Origin of the sequence: Paenibacillus sp. GD4, assembly GCF_030846225.1 — a bacterium.
Classification (GTDB): domain Bacteria; phylum Bacillota; class Bacilli; order Paenibacillales; family NBRC-103111; genus Paenibacillus_G; species Paenibacillus_G silviterrae.
Map to the genome: position 1 here is coordinate 4,022,066 of NZ_JAVCYK010000001.1, position 24,338 is coordinate 4,046,403.

Below are 24,338 nucleotides of genomic sequence, written 5' to 3' on the forward strand. Positions count from 1 at the left end.
GAAGAATCGGCGAAAAGTTTTTAGCGTGTTTATGGCAGCAATGATGTTATTTTCCATTGTGGGAATGGGCTTCTCCTCGAAGCACGCTCAAGCTGCAGACTCGTTCGACGACTTACGGCTCAAATGGTACGATATGCTGACAGGCGGTACCTCTTACGATCCGAATGAAAGCGATTTCGCCGCGGCGATAGCTTCCGTCACGGAAAAGGCGCAAACGAATTGGAGCACAATGAACGGTGATCCTGCCAATAGGACCTACTTATGGAGCGATCTTGCGGCATTATCCACGAATCCGACTCACATCCGGTTATCCTATGAGCGTTTGAATAAGATGGCGCTTGCTTACCGAACGCACGGGTCTTCACTGAACGGTAACGAAGGCTTAAAGATTAGTATCCTTGACGGCTTGAAGTATCTTAACGACCATTATTACAATACTACGGTAACCCGATACGGGAACTGGTGGGAATGGGAGATCGGAACTCCGCTCGCTTTGAATGATACTACTGTTTTGATGTATGACGATTTGATCCAAGATCCGAGTGCCCCGATTGCCGATTATATGAATGCCATTAAGTACTTTATCGCCGGACCTAGGGATGTGGGAGCCAACCGGGTATGGACCGCCGCGGTGACGATTGTGCGAGGGGTGATTTCCAAAGACGGCACGGCGATACAGAACGGCGTGAACGGATTAAGTCCGGTATTCAAGTACGTTACTTCGGGGGACGGATTTTATACGGACGGTTCCTTCATCCAGCATGAAAAGTTCGCTTATACGGGTTCTTATGGGCTCAGTCTGATCGATAATTTAAGCAGAGTGTTGTATTTGGTAAAAGGCTCTGCCTGGGATGTTACGGATCCATCTGTGGCCAATGCGTATAAGTGGGTCCATGATTCCTTCGTACCGGTCGTTTACAAGGGCGCGCTGATGGATATGGTTCGGGGAAGAGACATCTCCGTATACAGCAGGGAGGATCATGAGCAGGGCACCCAACTGATCCGGGCCATTCTCAAGATGGCACAATCGGCTCCAAGTGCAGATGCGGGAATCTTCAAAAGGGTGGCCAAATATTGGCTGCAGAACGATACCTACACCAATGTCTACCAAGATCAGACGATCGACTTTCTCCGGTTAGCCAAACAAATTGTAAGCGATTCCAGTGTTGTCCCTGCCGCTGAGCCCTCCGTGTCCAAAATCTTCCCGGCCATGGACAGAGCGGTTCATTATCGTCCCGGCTTCGGCTTCGGTTTAAGTATGTTTTCCAGCCGTATTGCCAACTATGAAGCCATTAACGGCCAGAATATTAAAGGCTGGTATACCGGTGCCGGTATGACCTATTTATATAATGGCGATCTGGGGCAATTTAGCGGGAACTACTGGCCCACTGTCAACTCCTACAGGCTTCCGGGGACGACGGTAGCAGCGAATAAGACGATGGCCGCTAATTCGAAGTCGACCCAAGCCTGGGTAGGCGGCACGACGCTGGCGAATACCTACAGTGTTGCAGGCATGTCCTATGAGCATGTGGACGCAGATACGACGGCGGACCTTACAGCTAAGAAATCCTGGTTCCTATTTGACGACGAAATCGTTGCTCTAGGTGCGGGCATAACCTCATCCTATCCGAGCAATGCCATTGAGACGGTTGTAGAGAACCGGAAGCTGAACGAGAGCGGAAGCAACGTACTGACGGTGAACGGTACGGTTAAGCCATCCTCCATAGGCTGGGCGGAATCGATGTCCGGGGTTCGTTGGGCGCATCTGGACGGAGAATCGACGGGGTCCGGTATCGGCTATTATTTCCCTGGAGGCGCGACGATCAAAGGGCTGCGCGAGCAAAGGTCGGGCAAATGGTCGGATATTGCCAAGTATTCCGGCGTACTGGAGCCGGGAGACCCGACGTATACGAATCGATTCTTAAGCCTGTACATGGATCATGGCGTTGCTCCGGCGAACGGTTCCTATGCATACGCTCTGCTGCCCAATCAGACCCCCTCTGAGGTAAGCAGCTATGCAAGCAATCCCGATTTTATAGTGCTTGCCAACACTGACGGCGTTCAAGCAGTCAAGGAGAAGAGCCTGGGCATGATCGGGGCTAATTTCTGGACGAATACGACGCAAACCGTGGATATGATCACAAGCTCCGGACGCGCATCGGTTCTGGTAAAGGAGAACGGGGGAAGCGAGCTCGAGCTGTCCGTATCCGATCCAAGCATGCCGGCTTCCGGGACAGTGACGATTACTCTGGACCGAAGCGCTTCCGAGGTCCTATCGAAGGATCCAAGAATTACAGTCAACCGATTGAGTCCGAGCTTACAGCTGACGGTGAATACCGGAGGCTCCAAGGGGCAGGCGCTGCAAGCAAAATTCGTCTTGGGAAGCCCACCTGTCACGACGGTTGTGGAGGCGGAAAGCTTCAGCAGCATGAGCGGTGTTACTGTGTATACGCCTACAACCGACAGCAGCGGCGGTTCCCACGTGTCCGGCATAAGCAATGGCGATTGGATGGCATACAAGCAAATGGATTTCGGAGTGGGAACGGACAGCATGGACATTCGTCTTGCCTCCGCGAATACCGGCGGGACGATGGAGCTCCGAATCGACGGTCCCTCGGGAGACGTCATCGGAACCTATGCCATCACAAGCACGGGCGGCTGGTCCAGCTGGAAAACCGTAACCGTGCCGCTGTCGGGTGCCAGCGGGAAGCATGATCTCTACATGGTGTTCAAGCGACCGGATTCTCTGGGAGTCGCCATAGTGAATTGGTTCGATTTCCACCCGATTCAAGAAGCTGTGACGACGATAGAAGGAGAAACGTACAGCTCGATGAGCGGTGTCAGTATCGTAAATCCGACGACGGATCCTGAAGGCGGCGGCGGCCATGTCGGCAATATCGGCAATGGGGACTGGATCGCTTACGACGCGGTGAATTTCGGGGCTTCCACCGGCAAGCTGACCCTCCGGCTCGCAGCCGCGTATTCCGGTGGAACGATCGAATTTAGGAAGGATAGCATGGCGGGCCCCTTGCTAGGGACCTACCCGGTACCCAGCACCGGTCAATGGACGAATTGGGCAACAGTGGAGGTGCCGATTACGCCTGTCAGCGGTACGCAGAAGCTGGTTCTTGTATTTAAAAGGCCGGATACGCGCGGAGTGGCGAGTCTGAACTGGATTCGTTTCGTCCCGGACCCGGCGCCGGCGGATGTGGTTCCACCGGAAACGACACCCACATCCACCCCTGTGGACGGGTTGAACGGCTGGTATGTCACGAACCCGACGATCACGCTTGCCGCCAGCGACAAGCTTTCCGGTGTGGCGGATACGGTGTATAGCGTGGACGGAGGCGGCTGGTTCAAGTATACAGGGCCTGTACTCATCACGGCGGAGGGGGTTCATACCCTTTCCTACAAGAGCTCCGACAAGGCAGGGAACGTCGAAGAAGCCAAATCGTTGACGGTGAAGGTGGACAAAAGTGCACCGGAGCTAAAGGTACTGACGGATAGCTCCTTGCTCTGGCCTGCCAATCATAAGCTTATCGACATCCGGGTCGATGTGAAGGCGAACGATTCCCTATCCGGGGTCGGCAGCGTCGCGCTGGATCGCATTCTGCATAATGAAGCTGACGATCCGTCGGCGGATGTGGAGGGGGCTGAGCCGGGCACCGACGATCGTTCCTTTAAGATCAGGGCGGAACGAAGAGGCAGCGGAACCGGAAGAGTATATACGATCACCTACACAGCAACCGATTTGGCCGGTAACCGCGCATCCGCTTCTGCCATAGTCACCGTCCCCCATGATCTTTCCGGGTATTAGGCGGCATTGAAGACGAGAAAAAACCAGTCAATTCATCCTATACGGGGTATGGACTGGTTTTGCTTTTCTGGGGCAGAGAACGACCCGGATATGCACTGTTTTTACTAACTCTACAATTCTATTGATTTTCAATCATCGGCATGTCCTTTAAAAGAAACGTACATAGCCAAACGGTTTGCCATGTTATATGATGAGCCCATTCATATTCAGGGGGGAATGAGGAATGGGATACCGTTTGGCTGTGGTAGGCGGCGGGAAGATCGCTGAGTCTCACTTGATGGCCGCCTCCCGTATGGAGCAGCTGCAACTGGCGGCGATAGCGGATGTGCAGCCGTTACGTGCCGAGGCGCTGGCCGCTCATTATAATATGAAGGCATATACCGATTACCAAATGATGATCGAGCGGGAAAAGCCGGATATCGCTGTCATTACTCTTCCGCATCACCTTCATAAGGAGGCGGCGGTATATTGTTTGGAAAATGGCGCTCATGTGCTTCTGGAGAAGCCTATGGCGTTAACTGCCGCTGAGTGTGACGAGATCATCGATGCCGCTCGGCTCCACAGCAGAGCAGTCTTGGTGGGTCATACTCAGCATTATATGGCCGAGAACCGGAAGGCGAAGGAGCTGATCGACAGCGGAGTGTTGGGACAGCTGGTGATGGTGAATGATACGAGGCACCTCTCCTACTTCTCCGACGATCGGCCGGGCTGGTTTTTTGAGAAGGCGAAGTCGGGTGGCGGCATCATCGCCAATCTGGGCTCACATTCGATCGATAAGATTCAATGGCTAAGCGGCGGCGCCATAACCAAGGTGCGGGCAAATCTCAGCTATCATGGGGCGAGAGGGGATGTGGAGGGCAGCGGTATCATGTTCCTGGAGAATGAGCACGGCGTACCGGCTACCGTCACGCAGTCAGGATACATCGGAGCGCCAAGGAATGAGACGGAGTTGATCTTTACTCATGGAATGCTCAGGCTGAACGCCGGGCAAGGGCTGTGGCTAAGCGAAGGCGGTGAGTATCGCAGAGTGAATACAGGTGAACAACAGGACCCGTTCCGGCTGCAATTTCTTGATCTGTTGCAAACGATGGAAACCAACCGTGAACCGCAATGCTCCATGACTTATTCCCGCAGCATCGTTCATGTACTCGAGCATATTTATCGATCCGCGCAATCCGGAGAGCAGTTGGATGTGGAACATGCCAAATGATTTCTTGCCGGAAACCCTGGCGACATCGGAATAAGCCTCCGCAATGTCGTCGGGGTTTTTGCCGTATTCAAAAAAAGCTTCACAAGATCGCTTTATGTCGATAAACTATAGGGGATAGGTATAAAGTCGGAAAAAATGGCTATTTATGATGATGACTAGAGGGGGAGCCCATCATATGTCACAAGGAGCAAAGGGCGGGCTTAATCGTGCGGCCGATATCGCCAAAGGCGGGCTTGGTAAGCGCTTCGGAGGAAATGCATCGCCCGGGGGGCCGCAAGCGGTATCCGCTGTAGCCCAAAGAATGGAAGCTCTGCAAAAGGCTCTCGGGAACAGAGGAACGGCGCAGCTGCTGGCTCACCAAGCCGCACAGCGCAAGAAGGCTGCGGGCGGAGCGGCTTCCGGCACGGCTAGTCTTTTCTTAGCTCCGAAATCCCCGCAATCGTCACCGCCTCTTCAATTGAAAGCGGCCGTGATGAAGTCGCTAGTCGGTGCTCATATGAGAGCGTATACGAAGGATACTGACCCTTCGACAAGCACGGATACATATAAGGTAAAGGAAAAAGAAATGAAAGGCCCGAAGATCGGCTTCCGCGCTGAATTCGAGGACCTTGGCATTACCGATGAAACGGGGCAGTGGACCCTGATCAAGTATGGGGGCGACACCGGTTTTGTCCGCAAGGATAAAATCGGCGAAAAGGGCGGATTGTCCAAGGCGCGAAATGTACTGGCGGAGACGAAGCGGTCGAACGGCGGTAAAAAGATGAGCGAGATCGGACAAGCGCCGGAGGAGGAAGGCGACCGATTCGATGACATCACCGAGAACATCTCCGAGGGCGGAGAGCTGCTCATGACCGGACCGGGAGCCGCGTCCGAAAGCATCGAGGAAACCGTCGATGCCCTGGAAGAGGCTGGCGGTCAGGAGGAGCTGAAGAATAAGCTCGAGACGGGAGGAGCCGGTCTTGGCGTAGCCAGCGCACCGGCAGATGCCGTTCTGTCCGGTCTCGGCGGTCTTGTGGCGATGAAAAAGATGGTCGGCTCGCTCCGGGATTCGAATAAATCGGTTGGGGAGAAAATTTCCGATGTGACCGAGAATTCTCTGGATATCGGCAAAGCCGTCCAGGAAGGTGTGGAGGGCACCTCCGGCTTCATCGACGATGTAGGAACGCTTGCCGGCAGCGATGCCGTCGAAGCGGCGGGCGGGGTAAGCGACTGGGCCGGTTCTGTTGGAGAGGCGATTGACGCGATCAAGAGCGCCTTCTTCACGGTCAAGGACGTCTACGACCTATTCAAGAAAGCGACGAGCAGCGAAGGAATTAGTGCGGATGAAGCGATAGGCGGCGGCTTGTCCGCTGTCAAGAACGGGTTGTCTGCGGCACAGGGTGCGGTGAAAACCGTGAAAGCGATCTTGGATATCCTGAAGATCGGCAGTGCCGGACTGGCCGCGGCGATACCGGGCATAGGGATTGCCATCAGCGGCATCACGATCACGATTAAGGTATACGATTCGATCAAGGCGTTTATATCGACGTACAAAATGACCAAGGTGAAACGGGAATTTAAGGACAAGTACAAAGCCCGAGGCGCCGATTATGTGAAGGAAAATTCGTTAAGCGTGAAAGGGAAAACCCTATGGTCCTCCACGGGAACGGACAAGGATAAGCTGAACGCACGGAAAACCAATTTGGAAGGGAACACGGGGCGAAGCGCTGACGAGGAACAGGAGCTTCAGGATATCCGGGAATACGAGCTGGCCAAGGAAATGAAATATATCAACATGAAGCGCTTGGCCCGCGCAGGTATTCAATCGGGGCTTGAAATGGTTAACATTGCCGGGGAAATCGCTACCCTAAGCGGGGTGGGCGCGAAGGTAGGCATTCCGCTTAAGGCGGTTGCGGCCGGGGCCGGCGTCTCGATGAGCATCGCCCGTAAAGCAAAGCAATTCGGACGCGACCGCGCGGCCAAGCCGGGTGCATGGAAGGTAACTAAAGCAGTGTTTAATGCCGAGAAGTCTTCGGCGAGCAAGCAGGCGAAGCGGGTTGAACAAGCAAACCTGATTCTGGATATGATCGCGAAGCTGCCGGAATATGTTCCTGGAGATGAAGGGATAAAGAAGCAGTATACGAGAGTGGAAAATTTTATTGCCTCCACCGGAATAAGTCCCACTCAATTGTATAGACTGAATGGCAATGTGACCAAACAGCGGGAGTATCTGGTAAACGGAATGAAGAAGAGAGAATAGGAGGCCGACACCTTGAATGAATCAATACATGCGCGCCATTTGGCGGAGCTTGGCTTTTTGAAGCAATATTTGGAGGAGGCCGGACTTCAGTCGGATTTGTTGGAAAGAAGCGAGGAAGTACCGTTAAACGTGCTGCTGGCTCCGATGCTTAAGGACCATAAGGGTCGGGATCGATACGTTAATTTTAGCTTTGTGCCCTTTACTGACGATGAACTTGAGAGTATACGTCTGCTGCAGATCTATACGACGGTTCCGGTAAACTGGAAGGAAGGGACGAGAAGCAGCGTAGAGAAGCTGCTGCTTGCGATCAACTGCCAACTGGCTATCGGACACTTCAGCATCAAGTCGGATGATGAAATCTACTACCGGTATGTTTATGCGGCGCCTGGCGGGCAAACGTTAAGACGTGAGGATATGCTGGAGCTCATTGATTTGTTTATGCTGATGCTCGACATGTTTTCCAGGACTATAGATGATGTCGCTTCAGGCGCGCTTTCCTTGGCCTCCGCCATGGCGGCTGTAAATGAATAAAGCAGCAAAGATACGTTCGGGCCCGTTCCCGGACGTATTTTTTTTGCTAGCTGCAATTCCAATAACAGGAATAGCCTGATTTTAACCAATACGCTGAAAACCCAGTAGAATCAAGGGTTGCAGCGTACAACCTGAGTTGATGATTATTGTTGTAATGCAGGGTCGATTTATATAATTCGAATATGTAAGCGATTTAATCAAAGAAAATCATACGAAGAGGAAGAGGGGACAAAGCACCGTGAAAATGCAGCAGCGGGTATTAGCCTGGATGATGTCCTTGATCTTGCTCGTGACCTCTGTCTTACCTGCCGCGGCAGGTGTGGAGCAGGCCATGATTACGATTGCCCCGGGCAGCGCATGGCAGGGCTCCGTGTACGGAGACGTGGGCGGTCAGGACAAGATCAATGCTTCAAACTTTGAAATTACAGAGGGTACTAACGATTCAGTGGTACTTAGAAGCTCTAATAACGTTGGCAAAATAGCCAGCGCATCGGAGGGAATCGCTTATTATTACCAAGCCGTTCCGGAAGATGGGGATTATGAGCTGTCGGCAACGGCAAGAGTGGATTCCTGGACCGCTAATAACCAGGTCTCATTCGGCGTCATGCTCCGTGATCAGGTTGCGGTGAATCGCAGCTTTACGGTAACCGACGTAACGTATGCCGTTTATTTTGGTGACTATGTTGCGGTGGGGGCTTTGGATCAGAAGATGACGGCCTTCTACCATCAGAACAATGCGCAAGTGAAGGCAGGGCTGGACTTTCCATCGGCCCCGGCCCCGGGGAAGGACAACACATATGAGCTGAGCATACGTAAGCAAGGCAGTCAGTACATTGTAAGAATCGGAAGCGACATTCGAGTGCTGGACAATATTACAGGGACAATGGCCTATGCCGGTCTGTATACAGCGCGAAATACAAAGGTCACGTTCACCAACGTCAAGCTGCACGTTCAGCCCAAGGTGAACCTGGGCGATTGGCAGTACAGCGCCTTCGGGTCCGACACGAGCGGTACGAAAAATCCGGCGCCGGTCGTGTCAGGCGGCAGTGTGAAGCTGACGGCTTCCGGCGGGAAGATTGACTCAAGCAATGAGGGCATTTCCTATTATTACAAGGAAGTTCCGGCCAATGCCAGCTTCGAGCTTCGGGCGAAGGCTAAGGTAAATACCTTTAACAGCGATAGCAGCAAGAGCAGTCCTAACCAAAAGTCCTTCGGACTTATGATTAAGGACCAAATCAATGTGAGTACATCCAATTACGCCGCGGTCGGTGCGCTTGATCTGGCGATGAAGGGCTTCTACAAGCTGGGTACTCAGAATAAGCTGGAGGCCTACAGTGGGGTAAATGCGCCGGCGGCGAGTGAGGAATACGACCTTCGAATCCGCAAGAACGGTGATGTCTACGTTCTTACTGTGAACGGCAAGAGCGAGACGGTCATTTTACCGAATTTGATGACCGGAGGGAACTATGCGGGTCTGTATGTAGCTCGGGACGCTGATATTACATTCAGCCAAATTTCCCTTCATGTAGACGGCAGAGCTCCTACGCAGCTGCTCGTGGACAGCTCTTCGATGAAGACCACCTACTTTGTCAGCGAGAATCTGGAGCTGAACGGTCTGAAGGTCAAGGCACTCTACGCCAACGGCCGGTCGGAGTGGCTTTCTTCATCGGAATATCTTCTGACGGGCTTTGACAGCAGTAAGGCGGGAACCAATCAAGCCGTATTGCATTTCAACGGCATAACGGTGCCGATCGCCTTCCAAATCATTCCGATGCAGGTCACTGCGCTGGAAATTCCTTATACGCCAGCCAAGACGACCTATTATCCGGGCGATCTGTTCGATCCCGAAGGCCTGGTGGTCATCGGAGAATATAATCACGGCTTCAGCCGGAAGGAGCTTGCTCCTGAACAGTATGCCTTCTCCATTCCGGGGGCGACGGTAAGCGGGGCCACTTATACGTTTGACACGCCGGGAGTCAAGCAAGTGACGGTGATATCGACAGATACGCCAACTACAAAGGCTGCATTTGATGTGAATGTAAAGGATGCAGCGCTCCTTGGTCTTGAAGTTAGACAAGCTCCTCAGAAGACGCTGTATTATTTGGGTGATCAGCTGGATCTTGCAGGGCTGGTCGTCTATGCCAAGTATAGCGACGGCGCCTCGGTACGGCTGACTCAGCAGGAATACACGGTAAGTCCATTGGATACGACGACGGCAGGGACGAAGCAGCTGCTCCTCGCACACAAGGGCACAACCGTTCCGCTTACGGTCACCGTTAAGGCTAGAGAGCTTGTTGGGGTTGAGGTAGCTCAGTATCCGAAGACGACCTATACGGTCGGCGAAGCATTCAGCCCGACAGGGCTAGCCGTATCGAAGGTGTATGACAGCGGAGATCGCGAGCCGTTATCGGATGCGGACTACACGGTGGACGACTCTCAGTTCAACAGCGCTCAGGCAGGAACCTACGAAGTACGAATTGTACCCAAGGCTGCAGGTCTCTCAGGTACGGTGTTGAAGACCGTAGTACGGGAGCCCGTTACCTACGAATGGAAGACCATTCGTTTCGGTCAGTCCACGTCAAGCACCAATAATACAGTCACTGTAAAAAGTCCCGGCGTTGTAGAAGTTGTAGCGCTGGAGGGCGGCGGTAAAGTGACCGGCGACCACGACGGCATTTCGTTCTATTATGTGGAGCTGGACGCGCTGAAGGATAATTTTGTCCTTTCCGCCGATATTCAAGTGAAGGCTTATGCCAAGACACCGCATGACGGGCAGGAATCGTTCGGGATTATGGCGCGCGATGCGATTGGGAAGTCCGGGGACTCCGCCGTATTCGCTTCCAACATTGCGGCTGTGGGCGGTTACAGCGGAGGAACGACGAAGCCGAACGGCACCCAGATGTTTGTCCGTACCGGTGTGGAATCGTCCGACGGTTCGGGCAGCCAAGGCATTCAGAATCAATTTTTAAGCAGCGTCAAGCCGGAAGCGCAGAATACGCATCCTGCTGCGCCGTATAGGCTCACGCTGGCCAAGACGAATACAGGCTTTACCGGCAAGCTGAATCAAGGTCAAGAGGTTCTATACTATGAGCCGGACATTCTAAAAACACAGAACGATAAGATGTATGTGGGCTTTTATGCAGCGCGGCTGGCCACCATTGAAGTAAGCAATATCAAGCTCCAGGTGACCGCGGCGGAGGCGGATGCTCCTAAGGTGGAAGCTCCGAAGCTGCCGGTAACGCCAAATTATAATATTGTATCGCTGGCTAAGACCTCGAGCAGCAGTTATTCCTTGAAGCTGAAATCCAATGTGGACGGTACGGTTACCGTGAAGCAGGGGAATAACGTAATTGCACAGGACGTGCCTGTTGTCGCAGGGCAGCTGGCCTCAATTCCGGCAACCCTGGCAGCTGACAGCAGCACGAACTTCAGCATAACGCTGCTGCCGGCAGATACGCAGGAGCTGACCTCCTACGATAAGATCATCAAGAACTTTACGGTTACGATGAAAACCTATGTGCCTGACGGAGACATTTATGTATCGCCGGCGGGTACAAGCACGGGAACAGGAACACAGGGCAGTCCGCTGGATTTGGATACGGCGATTGATTTCGTGAGACCCGGTCAGCGAATCATCCTGCAAGACGGAAGATATATTCGCAGCAGTAAGCTGGAGATCAAGAAGTATAACGACGGCACTGCCCAAGCGAAAAAATCCTTAGTTGCAGCACCGGACGCCAGACCGATCCTGGATTTTGACAAAAAATCGGAGGGTGTCGTACTCAGCGGCAATTACTGGCACGTGCAGGGAATCGATGTAACACGCTCGGCCGGCAACACCAAAGGCTTTACTGTTGGCGGCAGCTACAACATCGTAGAAAACAGCCGCTTCTATGAGAACGGTGATACCGGCCTGCAGATCAGCCGCACGGACGAATCGGCCACTCGCGCCGAATGGCCGGCCTACAACCTGATTCTGAACAGCACCTCCTTCGATAACCGCGACCCGTCCGATAACAATGCCGACGGCTTTGCCGCCAAGCTGACGGTCGGGGAAGGGAACGTCTTCCGCGGAACCATCGCGCACAATAACATCGACGATGGCTGGGATTTGTACACGAAGGCGGGAACAGGCGCCATTGGAGTCGTCCTTATTGAGGACAGCATCGCCTATAACAACGGAACATTAACTAACGGTACAGTTGGGGCCGGGGATAAGAACGGGTTCAAGCTCGGCGGCGAAGGAATTCATGTGCCGCATATCATCCGCAATAGTATTGCGTTCGGCAACGGTGCATACGGGTTTGCGAGCAATAGTAACCCTGGCGTCATTGCCTACAATAACATTGCGTTTAACAATGCCAAAGGCAATTTGAACTTCGTTACGTATTCCCATATACCGACGGATTTCAAGCTGAACGATTTTGTTTCATATCAAAAGGACTACACCGCCAAAGATAACTATCCGGCAAACCTGAATTCTGCAAGTAACTATTTGTTCAATGGCAAGGAATCCGTGAACAGCCTCGGAGTGAAGCTGACCGACGCTAACTTTGTAAGCTTAACTCCGGTCATTCCGTTCACGCGGGATGCCAGCGGCAGCATTCAACGCGGGGATTTCCTGACCTTCTTAAAGCCAACCGTTCCGGGAACAACGCCGGATACAACGGATACGGATCAAGGTGAAGCACCGGTAGTTCCGTCAGCACCTCCGGCTGGTGGTGGTTCTGTCCCGGGCACCTCCGCTCCAAGCAACGAAGGTACAGGCTTGACCGTTTCCCCGGTCCTTGCAGGAGAGATAGCTGTCGGTAAGCTTGAGCAATCCAAGCTCAATGAGGCATTCTCTAATGCAAAGGCAAATGACAAAGGGGAGAAGACCGTAGCTATTGACGTTCCTAAAGTAGAGGGAGCTAAGGCATACGGGGTCTCCGTACCGACACCTGTTCTGTCAACCGCAGGGGGCGGGCAGAAGCTGGCTGTATCGACAGAGGTAGCTGGGGTCGTGCTGCCAGGCAACATGCTAAGCAACACAAAAGTCGGAGCTCAAGAGGTAGTGCTTCGAATCACCCCGGTAGAAAGCTCAAGTCTTCCTTCCGGAGTACAGGGCGAAATCGGCGCCAGACCGGTCGTTTCACTCAGCCTGGAAGCCGAAGGACAGCCGGTTTCCTATAACAATCCGATGGCTCCGGTTACGGTAGCCATTCCCTATCGGCCAACCGCCCAGGAGCTGGCGAATCCGGAATTCATTACGGTATGGTATATCGATCATGCCGGTAAGCAGCATCCGGTACCAAGCGGTAAATATGATGCGATAAGCGGTAAGGTGACCTTCACTACCACTCACTTCAGCACGTACGCAGTCGCCTATGTCAAGAAATCGTTCGGCGATCTGAGCAATGTGGAGTGGGGGCGCAAGGCGATTGAAGTTTTGGCTTCCAAAGGGGTTATCCAGGGTACTTCAGAGCATACTTACACGCCGGAGAAAAACATCACTAGAGCGGATTTCACGATTCTACTGATTAAGGCTCTGGGACTGACGGCTACCGAAGGTTCAAGCTTCGCCGATGTAACACCGGACGATTACTATTACGAGGGAGTTGCTGCGGCAAAGCAGCTCGGCATCGTGAATGGCCGGGAGAACAACCGCTTCGAGCCGAATGCTTCGATTACGCGACAAGATATGATTGTAATGGCGGCGCGTGCGCTTAGAGCTGCAGGGAAGCTTGAAGCCTCCGCCAATGCCGACGCGGCAATCAACAGCTTTGTCGACCTCGCAGCTGTAGCTTCTTACGCTGTATCCGACCTGGCCGTCATGGCGAAGGCAGGACTGGTTCAAGGGGATGACCGCAAGCAAGTCCAACCGCTGGCAAACACGACACGCGCGGAAGCGGCGGCACTCATCTATCGTTTGTACAATAAGTAAAGGGTACTTTGGCAAGCTCCATAACCCACCGTTCAACACAACGGTGGGTTATTTGGCGTTCAAGCAAGGGGACTGGAAAAAACGGATCCATCACCTCAAAATCAAGCAAGTTAAATCAGTACGATGCGGCTGCAAAAGATGTGGATGCCACGATTTCGTGCCGAAACATCCGCGCCGCTGCGGGCTTCATCGCCATGCTGAAAGATGGTTTGATCGATACTATTGCGTGATGTTTGGCCTGCGTCTACCATGTGAATTGTCAGGCCGACACGATATCAAACCAAGCTAAACAAAATCGTCAGAGGGGGACACCGAATGAAGGAGCAATATGAAGCCCGGCTGCATGTCACCGGCAGGATGAGTTTATCAGGCTCCTTGCTTCTCAAGGATTTGATTCGGGACAGATGGCTGTATCTCATCTTATTACCAGGAATTTTGTACTTTATCGTTTTCAAGTATGTTCCCATGTGGGGGCTCGTGATGGCCTTTCAGGACTACAAGCCGCATTTCGGCTTCACCGGGAGCCCTTGGGTGGGACTTAAGCATTTCGAACGCTTCTTCACCGAACCGCAGTTCTGGATGCTGTTTCGCAACACGATTGTTTTGGCGGTGTACAATCTGGTATTTTTCTTCCCGCTGCCGATTGTGCTCGCACTCATGCTGAACGAGGTGCGCAAGGAGCTGTTTAAGCGGTTCGCCCAGACGCTCTTGTATTTGCCCCACTTCGTATCCTGGGTGGTCGCCGTCGGAATTTTCTATGTTCTATTAACTACCGAAGGCGGCGTTGTCAACGAGCTCATCGAACGGCTGGGCATGGAGAAAATTCCGTTCCTGCTGAGCGAGGAATGGTTCCGTACGATGATCATCATGCAATCGATCTGGAAGGAAGCGGGCTGGGGGACGATTATCTTTTTGGCGGCATTGTCCGGCGTAGACCTTCAGCTGTATGAGGCGGCCCGAATGGACGGCGCGGGCCGCTGGCGGCAGCTGTGGCATATTACGCTGCCGGCGATTCGCAGTACGATTGTCATTTTGTTCATCCTGCGGCTCGGCAGCTTCCTTGATACGGGCTTCGAGCATATTTTCCTCATGCTGAACTCGATGAACCGGGAGGTCGGGGAAGTATTCGACACCTACGTGTATTTGAAAGGCTTAACGCAAGCGCAGTACAGCTATAGCGCGGCCGTGGGCATGTTTAAGTCACTGGTCGGTCTTGTCCTTGTACTCGCCGCCAACTGGCTGGCGAAGAGATTCGGTGAAGAAGGCGTCTATTAACTAAGCAAGGGAGGTCAGGCACCTATGCCAAGTGAGGATCGAAGCTGGGGCAACCGATGGTTTCATACGGTCAATTACACCCTGCTTACGTTGATTTCCGTGATTACGATCATTCCGTTTATCTATATCGTAATGGTGTCCTTCGCGACTCCGGAGGAGGTAGCCCAGGGAGGTCTGCTGTTGTTTCCTTCCAAGTTCACCTTGGGAGCGTACAAGTATATTTTTTCAACCGACACGATGCTGAGAAGCCTGTTGATTTCGATTTATGTGACGGTAGTCGGAACGCTCATCAACCTGCTGTTGACCTCTTTTACCGCCTATCCGCTAGCCCGCGCCAATCTGCGCGGACGCAGAATGTTGATGCTCATGATTCTGATCACGATGCTGTTCAGCGGGGGACTTGTTCCCACCTACTTTGTGGTCAAGGCGTTCGGTATGATCAACACCTACTGGTCGCTCATGATCCCAACGGCCATCAGCGCTTTCAACCTGATTGTACTCAAGAACTTCTTCCAGCAAATTCCCGACGGCTTGGAGGATTCGGCCAAAATCGACGGCTGCAACGATCTGGGCATCCTGTTCCGCATCATTCTGCCGCTGTCGATGCCGGCGATGGCTACCTTCGGATTGTTCTATGCCGTAGGCCACTGGAACACCTTCTTCAATGCCGTTATGTACATCAATGATGCGGAAAAATTTCCCGTGCAGGTGGTGCTCAGACAAATTGTCTTGCTTTCGCAGGATCAAATCGGCGATTCCTCCCAGCAGGACCAGCTGGATTACTTGCCGCAGACGATCCGCATGGCGTCCATTGTGGTTGCTACCGTTCCGATCGTGCTGGTATACCCATTTCTGCAGAAGCATTTCGCCAAGGGTGTGCTGCTGGGCTCGGTAAAAGGGTGATCGGCCCTGCTTCTGGGTGCTTCTCAATTTGAGGAGGCGTCCGGCACAGGTTTGATTTATAATGATAATGAAAGCAATGGAGGGGTTTGTATGTCAAAAAAACGATTCATCGCCGTCGCATGCTCGCTCGTCATGACAACAAGCGTACTGATTGGCTGTGCGGAGAGTTCATCGTCGCCGCAGGGCGAAGCCGCTAAGGAGGATACGACACCGCTTGAGGTGACGATCGCCACACCTCAGGTGGGCGAAGCTCCGAAGAAGGACAATGAGATCGAGCTTGCCATCGAGAAATACACCCATGCCAAAATCGACATCCAATGGATTCCGTCAGCCGCCTTCGAGGACAAGAAGAACATTATGATTGCTTCCGGCGAGATGCCGAAGGCGTTCAAGCTGACCTACAATGCGACGACGCTGAACGCAATCCAATCCGGCATTTTCTGGGAAATCGGCCCTTATCTTAAAAATTACAAGCATTTAGCTGCCGTTAACGCGATGCATTACGATAATATCAAAGTAGACGGGAAGCTCTACGGGCTGCCTCTGTACCGGGATATCGGACGCGCCGGCATCACGTACAGGAAGGACTGGTTCGACGAGCAGGGCCTCAAGCCTCCGGTTACACTTGATGACTGGTACCACGTTATGAAAACGCTCGCAGAAAAGGATCCGGATAAAAACGGCCAAAACGACAGCTACGGCATGTTCCTGGATAAATCGTATAACGATGCGTCCGCCAGCAGTGCTTTCTTGACGCGGCTTGCCGTATCCCAGGGAGCGCCGAACAAATGGGGCCTCGAGAATGGCCGGCTCGTCCCTGAGTTTATGACGAAGCCGTATCTGGATTCGATGAAGCTGCTTAGAAGGCTGTATCAAGAGAAGCTGATGAATCAAGATTTCTCCGTAGTGCAGGCGGCGGATGCCGACAACAAATGGAATGCGGGCAAGGTGGGGATCCGAATCAACACGGTAGCCTCTGCGGCGGCGACTTCATTTGAAAACGTATCCAAATCCGTGCCGAATGCGGTGGTCGACATCGTGCCTTATATGGGACCTTCGGGCAATCGAGTTCCGGCAGAGCCGGGGAATAACGGATTTTTCGTTTTCCCGAAATCCAGTGTCAAAACGGAAGCGGAATTAAAGCGACTGCTGGGCTTCTTTGATAAGCTGCTTGAGCCTGAGATGTCGACGCTGCTGACAAGAGGCTTGGAGGGCAAGCATTACACGAAAACCGATGACGGGAAAGCGCAGTTCAAGGATTTATCCTTGTTCAACCTCGAGGTGAAGCCTTATCGGGACAGCCTTCCTTCCTTTGAAGTTACGGGCACCGGGCTGCCGCTGAAGCTGAATGAGCTGCAAGAGAAGGGCTGGAAGGTAGTTGCCGATAATCTGAAAAACGTCGTGCCAAATCCGGCGTTGACCCTTTCCTCGAAGACGTATTCGGAGAAGGGCGGCGAGCTGGATACGCTGATCCGAGATGCCCAAACGAAGTTTATCATGGGCAAAATTGACGAAGCCGGCTGGCAGGCCGAAGTAGAGAACTGGAAGAAGGCCGGAGGGAGCAAGGTGATCGATGAGCTGACGGCTGAGAATGCGAAGCTGAATAAGTAATCCGTGTTCCCGGCCGTAACGATCGGTCCGTGCTTGGAGCAGCTCGTGCAGCAGCCTTGAGGGCGAAGAGAGGGGGAGGTACCATTGCCGAAATATTTATACCGACTGCTTGTGTTTACCTTGCTGCTCTGCGCTGTTCCGGTCGTTATGACGGGGATCATCTCCTATTTTATTGCTTCGCGGGATATCGAGAGGAAGGTCAATGAAGGCAATGTCCAGCTGTTGCTGCAAAATCAGATGCGAATGGAGCAAGCGCTGAAAAATGTGGAAATGGGCGCGGTACAGTACGTCAATTCCTCGCTCATGAGCGACTATTTGTACCGGGATTTGTCCAGTGATGATTTCCAAATCATAACCGACATGTCCAAGGGGCTGTACAACCTGCATTCCATCTGGGGTGTGGCGGATGCGCAGATTATCAATCTGGAGCATGACTGGATGATCAGCAATTTAGGCTTTACATCGCTCCAGGAGTTTCCTGATCGCAGCCTGCTGAATGAATACGCAAGAAGGCCGGAAAACCTGTTTTGGCTGGCGGAGAGCTCCGGAAGGAAGCCGGTCGAGGATACGGTTGATGCGGGAGGCCGTGAGCTGGTTCGCCTTGTCGTGAAGCTGCCGATGATCGCATCGACCCGCGTGCCCAAAGCGCTGCTCATCATTGACATGTCCCACAGCACGCTGGAAAGCGATTTAGCGCCGAACTTCCAGTGGGGCAGCACCTATGTATTGAACCGCGAGCGGGAGCCGTTTCTTTCTAGCCCGGGCGGAGGAAGCGGACATAAGCAAATCCTCCAGCAGCTGGGGAAACAAACCGCATCCGAGAACTATTACGAGCAGGATGGGATGGCGGTCAATTACCGGATATCCCCGCAATACGGCTGGTCGTACGTTTCTATCGTGTCCATTGAGGAGATTACGAAGGAGTCCAGGAAAATCGCCGTCATTACGGCTAATGCGTGCTTCATCATCTTCGCGGTGATTGCTGTAGCCGCCTTCTACGGAACGCGCCGCATGTATAAGCCGATCCGCCGGCTGTTCATCATCATGGAGCAATGGGGCGGCGATTTGCCAAGCCTCAAGAAGAAGGACGAGTTTGCCTTTATTGAGGACCGCTTTCAATCGTTGTTCAGCACGAGGAAGCATATGCAGCAGCAGCTGCAGGCGCAGCGCGGACAGGTGAAGGAGTTTTTTCTGCTTAAGCTGTTTATGGGGCAGGTAACGGAGAGTGAGTTTCTGTTTAAATCGGAGGCGTACGGCTTCGGGAAGCGGGGCAAGCCGCTGGGCGTGCTGGCGCTGCAAATCGATACGCTGGAAGGTACGCGATATTCCGAGAGCGATAAGGAGCTGCTGCTGTTCGCGATCAACAACATTGTCGGGGAGCTGATTCCCGGTGAATGCATCGTCGGCACGCTGCTGCTCGATCAATCGCAGGTAACGCTGCTGACCGGGAATACGAACGAGCCGGAAGCGTTAAGCGTCTACCTGCACGAGATGGCCGAGCAGATCAGGCTGAAGCTGCGCGAGCTGCTGCAGCTCAAGGTAAGCATCGGCATTAGCCGTCCGTTTCAACATTATACGGATGCGATGGATGCCTATGTGGAGGCGCTCGAAGCGTTGAAGCGCCGTATCAGCCTGGGGCACGAGCTGATTCTGAGCTACGAGGATATCGAAGAGGTCAATTCCGATACGGTTCTTTCATCCGCTTCGTGGAGCCACCTCGAGGACTGTTTTATCAATGCGCTGAGGACGGGCGATTCGAAGGCGGTTTATGATTACTATCAGCAGTATGCTACTTCCATCCTGGAAAGAAACGTATTGTTTAATGATTTCCAGATGCTGATGATTCAGCTGATCTCGAGGATCTATCGGCTGCTCCACCAGCAAGGGGGCTCGCTTGACGGATTGACCGGAACGAAATCGGTCCTAAATAAGTTTATGAAGCTAAGCACGGCAGAGGAAATCGTTAACTGGTTCAAGACAACGCTGCTGCCGCCGACCATCGCCTTCCTGCAGAGTCGCATCGATACGCAGTACATCAATATCGCTCATCAGCTGGTCGAGATGATTCATGAGCAATACGACCGGGACCTATCGCTGGAGTCATGTGCGGAGCAGCTGAAATATCACCCGGTATACCTAAGCCGTGTGTTCAAGAAGGAGATCGGCGTTACCTTTATCGATTATTTGACAGGGTACCGGATGAATATGGCCAAGCTGTGGCTAAAGGACAGCCAGCTGAAAATTACCGAGATCGCGGAGCGGCTTAATTATACGAGCTCGACAGGATTCATCCGAACGTTCCGCAAGGCGGCCGGGATGACGCCGGGGCAATACCGCGAGCTTCATTCGAAAACGGATTCATAGAAGCTGTCTGCGCGGCAATATAATGAGAGGGGGCCTTCCGATGCCGTATGAGCAAGTGGAGAAGCTGAAGGAGCAGTACAAAGCAGCAATCACATGGTATGAGCACCGATGGCATTATATTGAAGGCTGCATTCTGAAAGCCTACATGGATAGCTATCAGCTTACGGGGAATGAAGAGGATTACCGGTTCGTGAAGGCTTTTATCGACGGACTGTATGACTCCGAGGGAGTGATCGCGGGGATCAAGCCGGACGAATACAATATCGATCAGATCCGAATGGGTTCGATCCTGCTTCCGCTCTACGAACGGGAGGGGGATCCGAAGTACCGACGGGTGCTCGACCTGCTCTACAGGCAGCTGGAACAGTATCCTAGGACGAAGGCAGGCTCGTTCTGGCATAAGCAAAATTACCCCAATCAGGTATGGCTGGACGGCTTATATATGGGGCAGCCCTTCTATGTCGGCTGCATCAAGCAATTCAGCGAACGGAAGGACTACTCCGATACGCTTAACCAGTTTGCGAACGTCCGCAGGTTCCTTTATGACGATGGGAAACGATTATACCGCCACGCGTACGATGAGAGCCGCGAAATGTTCTGGTGCGATAAAGCTACAGGCCACTCCCCGAATGTATGGGGGCGGGCGGTAGGGTGGTATGCGATGGCGCTCGTGGATGTGCTGGAGCTGCTGGAAGGCGAGCCTGCCGATACGCAGCCGATGAAGATGGCTTTAAAGGAGCTCGTAGATGATATGCTTCCGCATCGTCATCCCGGCGGTATGTGGTATCAGGTCGTCGACCGGGCGGACCATCCGAGCAACTATCTGGAATCCAGCGGAACGTTGATGCTCGGCTATGCGATTCTGAAGGGAGTACGGTTAGGTTATTTGCCTCTGAAGTACCGCGGCTATGGGGTGGAGGCTCTCGACGGCACGCTCAGCATGTACTTGCGTCAGGAGGAGGACAACGTGCTGCTTGGCGGCATCTGCCGAAGCGCGGGTCTTGGGACGAAGCCGGAGAGCGGTCAGGTCAGAGACGGAAGCGTAGAATACTATCTGCTGCAGGAGCAGGTCGTCGAAAATAACGGACACGGCGTGGCGCCGCTGCTGATGTGTTATAACGAAATCAAGCTGCTTTGACAGGCGCGTACACTAGGAGGAGATGCACATGGATACAAGCTGGATTCGCGGAGTCATACCGCCGATCGTCACCCCGGTGGATGCGGAGGAGAACGTAGAGGAGCAAGGACTTCGGCGTGTGGTCGAGCACGTGCTGGCCGGCGGGGTTCACGGGATCCTGTCGCTGGGAAGCAACGGAGAATTTTATGGGCTGGATCATGAGCAGCAGGAACGGGCGGTTACGATTACCCTGGACCAGGTCGGCGGACGGGTTCCTGTCTATATGGGGATCGGAGCGATTACGACCAAGGAGTGCGTGAAGCTGGCGCGTATGGGAGAGAAGCTGGGAGCGCAGGCGCTTACGATCCTGCCGCCGATGTTTCTGACCCCTTCGGACGATGAGCTGTACCGGCATTTCCGCACGGTAGCCGAAGCGACGCCGCTTCCCCTGCTGTTATACAACAATCCTGACCGCGTCGGCAACAACATTTCGCTTTCGCTGCTCGAGCGGCTGGCGACGGTTCCGAACATTGTCGGGATGAAGGACAGCAGCGGCGACCTGACACTGACCGCGGAGTATATTAGGCGAACACGGCACCTCGGATTTCGCGTCATGGCGGGACGGGATGTGATGATTCTCGGCTCGCTTGCTTATGGTGCCGTCGGCTGTGTCGCTTCGACAGCCAATATCGTTCCGGCGCTGGTTGTGGAAATATACGATCGCTTTATAAATGGTGATCTGCCGGGTTCGCTGGAGGCACAGTTTAAGCTGGCACCGCTGAGAATGGCCTTTAATCTTGCCAGCTTCCCTGTCGTGACGAAGGAAGCGATGAATTTGGTCGGCGTTGATGTAGGAGCGTCCATTCTTCCGAATACGGCTTGCTCCGAGGCCAATCGCGAGAAGCTTCGAGACATTTTGTATCAAATGGGAGCTTTAAAATCATAGTGAAGGTGGGGCTGCTATGACAGGCGCGGAACCAAAGGGAAATGAGACACCACTGTACATTAAGGTGAACGAGAAGGACAATGTTGCCATTATAGTCAATTCCGGCGGCTTGCCGAAGGGGACGGTGTTCCCGTGCGGTCTCGAGCTCTATGAGCGCATCCCTCAGGGACATAAGGTGGCGCTTGAGGATCTTCGTGAGGGGGACCCAATCATTCGCTACGGCGAAATCATCGGCTGTGCCTCCGGACCGATAGCCAAGGGACGCTGGGTGGAGGAGTCGATGGTGACTCTTCCGACACCTCCCCGGCTGGAGGAGCTGCCGCTCGCAACCGCGATACCGAAGCCGCTGCCGCCCCTAGAGGGCTATACCTTCGAGGGATACCGGAATAAGGACGGCAGTGTCGGCACGAAGAACATCCTCGGCATCACCACGAGCGTTCAATGTGTGGCTGGGGTTCTGGAATTCGCGGTCAAGCGGATAAAGGAGCAGCTTCTGCCGAATTATCCCAACGTGGAGGATGTCGTGGCTTTAACCCATAACTATGGCTGCGGCGTAGCCATCCAGGCACCGGACGCAATCATACCGATTCGAACGATTCAGAATATCGCCGTCAACCCGAATTTTGGCGGCGAGGTGCTGGTGGTCGGGCTCGGCTGCGAGAAGCTCGTGCCGGACCGGTTAATCCCGGACGGCGATACGGGCAAGCTGATCACACTGCAGGACCATCCCGGCTTTCACAGCATGCTCGAATCGATTATGCGTCAGGCGGAGGAGCGGCTGGCTGCGTTGAACCGGAGGCAGCGGGTTACGTGTCCGGCTTCGGATTTGGTCGTGGGGCTGCAGTGCGGCGGAAGCGACGCCTTCTCGGGCGTAACGGCGAATCCCGCCGTCGGCTACGCGGCGGATCTATTAGTACGCGCAGGGGCGACGGTCATGTTCTCGGAGGTAACGGAGGTGCGGGATGCCGTTCATCTGCTGACGCCAAGGGTGGTGAACGAGGAGGTCGGCCGTCATTTGCTGCGCGAGATGGCTTGGTACGACAATTATCTGAAGCAGGGACAAGCGGACCGCAGCGCGAATCCGACACCGGGCAACAAAAAAGGCGGACTTGCGAATATCGTAGAGAAGGCGCTCGGATCGATTGTGAAATCAGGCACAAGCGCGATCATAGGTGTACTGTCCCCGGGCGAGAAGGCTGCGCAAAAAGGTTTGCTCTACGCAGCGACACCCGCGAGCGACTTCGTGTGCGGCACCCTGCAGCTGGCCTCCGGCGTCAACATGCAGGTATTTACGACCGGGAGAGGAACGCCTTATGGGCTGGCCGTTGTTCCTGTAATTAAAGTAGCCACGCGCAGCGCCTTGATGGAGCAGTGGCACGATTTGATCGACATTAACGCAGGGACGATAGCAACCGGCGAGGAGACCATCGAAGAGGTGGGTTGGCGTATTTTCCATACCATTCTTGAGGTGGCGAGCGGAAACAAGAAAACGTGGGCGGATCACTGGGGCTTGCATAACGACCTGTGCTTGTTTAACCCCGCACCGGTTACATAAAGTTGACGTCGAGCTGACCTTGCTTTTATAGCAAGCGGTCAGCTCCTGTTTTTTTTATACTTGCCCGGGGAAATGCCGATAAATTTTTTGAATTGACGCATAAAATGGGTATCGTTCTCATAACCGCACATGTTGGCGATCGCGGCGACGGATAAGGAGCTGTTATTGAGCAAATATTGGGCATACTCCAGTCTGGCGTTAATCATGTCCGAGATGACGGAGCAGCCGAAGAGCTCCTTATAAATATGCTGGAAGTAGGATTTGCTCAAATTCACCCTGGAAGCGAGCTTTTCCACCGATACCTGGTTGCCAGGCGAACTGTACAATTCGTTGCGCAGCTCCGAAAACAGGAGAAAGTATTGATTCGTCTTTTCAGGCAGCGGCTTTCTTTCATTTAAATTGCACAGCTTCATAAAAAGCGTTCTGATCTCCGAGTCGATGATCGAATCCCGAAGCGGTCCGCCCAGCCTTAAGGTGCTTTGCAGCTCCATGATGCTTCTCGAAATTTGAAACGGGTCTCTGGCCTGAACCGGCTTATCCAACGGAAAATGTAAGCGGCCTACCAGTTCACGGACGTCATCCCCGCTGCAGTGGAACCAGTCGTTGACGAACGGCTTGTCCACCTCCCGATATAGATGACGGCTGTATGGACTAAACAATATATAACTGTATTTATCCGGCCGCATTGCGTTGTCGTCGACTACAATCTCGCATCCGCTGCGAAAAAAAACAAAAGCATAATCTCCCGATCCGTTCGGACGGTCAATGGTAATCCCGTTCGGATGAATAAAGTTATAGCCGCAGCTTATCAATTGGATCATTCGAGCTCTCCCCAAAAAGCACAAAA

13 protein-coding genes are annotated in these 24,338 nt (G+C 53.5%); 12 read left to right on the forward strand and 1 reads right to left on the reverse strand.

Annotation, left to right across the window (positions count from 1 at the left end; translation table 11 throughout):
- The first annotated feature begins 31 nt into the window (after window positions 1–31).
- The 12 genes from RAC89_RS19405 to garD all read left to right on the forward strand — a co-directional run bounded on the left by RAC89_RS19405 (window position 32) and on the right by garD (window position 23,491).
- Window positions 32–3,817, forward strand: a complete 3,786-nt coding sequence (locus RAC89_RS19405) for a polysaccharide lyase family 8 super-sandwich domain-containing protein (RefSeq protein ID WP_306615351.1) — start codon at window positions 32–34, stop codon at window positions 3,815–3,817.
- A gap of 223 nt (window positions 3,818–4,040) precedes the next feature.
- A complete protein-coding gene (locus tag RAC89_RS19410; RefSeq protein ID WP_306615352.1) occupies window positions 4,041–5,027 on the forward strand; it encodes a Gfo/Idh/MocA family protein in 987 nt (328 codons plus the stop codon).
- Between the two features lie 175 nt (window positions 5,028–5,202).
- Entirely contained in the window at window positions 5,203–7,266 is a 2,064-nt protein-coding gene (locus RAC89_RS19415) for a hypothetical protein (RefSeq protein WP_306615353.1), read from the forward strand.
- A gap of 12 nt (window positions 7,267–7,278) precedes the next feature.
- Window positions 7,279–7,797 (forward strand): YbjN domain-containing protein, encoded by a 519-nt coding sequence (locus RAC89_RS19420; RefSeq protein WP_306615354.1) that lies wholly within the window; start codon window positions 7,279–7,281, stop codon window positions 7,795–7,797.
- Between the two features lie 244 nt (window positions 7,798–8,041).
- Entirely contained in the window at window positions 8,042–13,720 is a 5,679-nt protein-coding gene (locus tag RAC89_RS19425) for a bacterial Ig-like domain-containing protein (RefSeq protein WP_306616141.1), read from the forward strand.
- A gap of 315 nt (window positions 13,721–14,035) precedes the next feature.
- On the forward strand, window positions 14,036–14,995 hold the full coding sequence (locus RAC89_RS19430) for an ABC transporter permease (protein ID WP_373429970.1): 960 nt from the start codon (window positions 14,036–14,038) through the stop codon (window positions 14,993–14,995).
- Window positions 14,996–15,019: 24 nt separating this feature from the next.
- Window positions 15,020–15,898: a carbohydrate ABC transporter permease gene (locus tag RAC89_RS19435; RefSeq protein ID WP_306615355.1), complete on the forward strand. Its 879-nt coding sequence runs from the start codon at window positions 15,020–15,022 to the stop codon at window positions 15,896–15,898.
- A 90-nt stretch (window positions 15,899–15,988) separates the two neighbouring features.
- Complete coding sequence (locus RAC89_RS19440; protein ID WP_306615356.1) at window positions 15,989–17,509, forward strand: extracellular solute-binding protein; 1,521 nt, start codon at window positions 15,989–15,991, stop codon at window positions 17,507–17,509.
- A gap of 84 nt (window positions 17,510–17,593) precedes the next feature.
- On the forward strand, window positions 17,594–19,873 hold the full coding sequence (locus tag RAC89_RS19445) for a helix-turn-helix domain-containing protein (RefSeq protein ID WP_306615357.1): 2,280 nt from the start codon (window positions 17,594–17,596) through the stop codon (window positions 19,871–19,873).
- 40 nt (window positions 19,874–19,913) lie between these two features.
- Window positions 19,914–21,011: a glycoside hydrolase family 88/105 protein gene (locus tag RAC89_RS19450; protein WP_306615358.1), complete on the forward strand. Its 1,098-nt coding sequence runs from the start codon at window positions 19,914–19,916 to the stop codon at window positions 21,009–21,011.
- 28 nt (window positions 21,012–21,039) lie between these two features.
- The gene (locus RAC89_RS19455; protein ID WP_306615359.1) at window positions 21,040–21,936 is read left to right on the forward strand and encodes a dihydrodipicolinate synthase family protein; all 897 of its coding nucleotides are present in this window, start codon (window positions 21,040–21,042) and stop codon (window positions 21,934–21,936) included.
- Between the two features lie 16 nt (window positions 21,937–21,952).
- On the forward strand, window positions 21,953–23,491 hold the full coding sequence (garD, locus tag RAC89_RS19460) for a galactarate dehydratase (RefSeq protein WP_306615360.1): 1,539 nt from the start codon (window positions 21,953–21,955) through the stop codon (window positions 23,489–23,491).
- A gap of 38 nt (window positions 23,492–23,529) precedes the next feature.
- Here the strand turns inward: garD and RAC89_RS19465 are convergent, their stop codons facing one another.
- The gene (locus RAC89_RS19465) at window positions 23,530–24,312 is read right to left on the reverse strand and encodes a helix-turn-helix domain-containing protein (RefSeq protein ID WP_306615361.1); all 783 of its coding nucleotides are present in this window, start codon (window positions 24,310–24,312) and stop codon (window positions 23,530–23,532) included.
- Window positions 24,313–24,338 lie beyond the last annotated feature (26 nt).

Bases quoted from the DNA above. Each gene is read 5' to 3' on its own strand.
- RAC89_RS19405 (WP_306615351.1), top strand. From the start codon at position 32: ATGGCAGCAATGATGTTATTTTCCATTGTGGGAATGGGCTTCTCCTCG.
- RAC89_RS19415 (WP_306615353.1), top strand. From the start codon at position 5,203: ATGTCACAAGGAGCAAAGGGCGGGCTTAATCGTGCGGCCGATATCGCC.
- RAC89_RS19440 (WP_306615356.1), top strand. From the start codon at position 15,989: ATGTCAAAAAAACGATTCATCGCCGTCGCATGCTCGCTCGTCATGACA.
- RAC89_RS19410 (WP_306615352.1), top strand. From the start codon at position 4,041: ATGGGATACCGTTTGGCTGTGGTAGGCGGCGGGAAGATCGCTGAGTCT.
- RAC89_RS19425 (WP_306616141.1), top strand. From the start codon at position 8,042: ATGCAGCAGCGGGTATTAGCCTGGATGATGTCCTTGATCTTGCTCGTG.
- RAC89_RS19455 (WP_306615359.1), top strand. From the start codon at position 21,040: ATGGATACAAGCTGGATTCGCGGAGTCATACCGCCGATCGTCACCCCG.
- garD (WP_306615360.1), top strand. From the start codon at position 21,953: ATGACAGGCGCGGAACCAAAGGGAAATGAGACACCACTGTACATTAAG.
- RAC89_RS19435 (WP_306615355.1), top strand. From the start codon at position 15,020: ATGCCAAGTGAGGATCGAAGCTGGGGCAACCGATGGTTTCATACGGTC.
- RAC89_RS19465 (WP_306615361.1), bottom strand. From the start codon at position 24,312: ATGATCCAATTGATAAGCTGCGGCTATAACTTTATTCATCCGAACGGG.
- RAC89_RS19430 (WP_373429970.1), top strand. From the start codon at position 14,036: ATGAAGGAGCAATATGAAGCCCGGCTGCATGTCACCGGCAGGATGAGT.
- RAC89_RS19450 (WP_306615358.1), top strand. From the start codon at position 19,914: ATGCCGTATGAGCAAGTGGAGAAGCTGAAGGAGCAGTACAAAGCAGCA.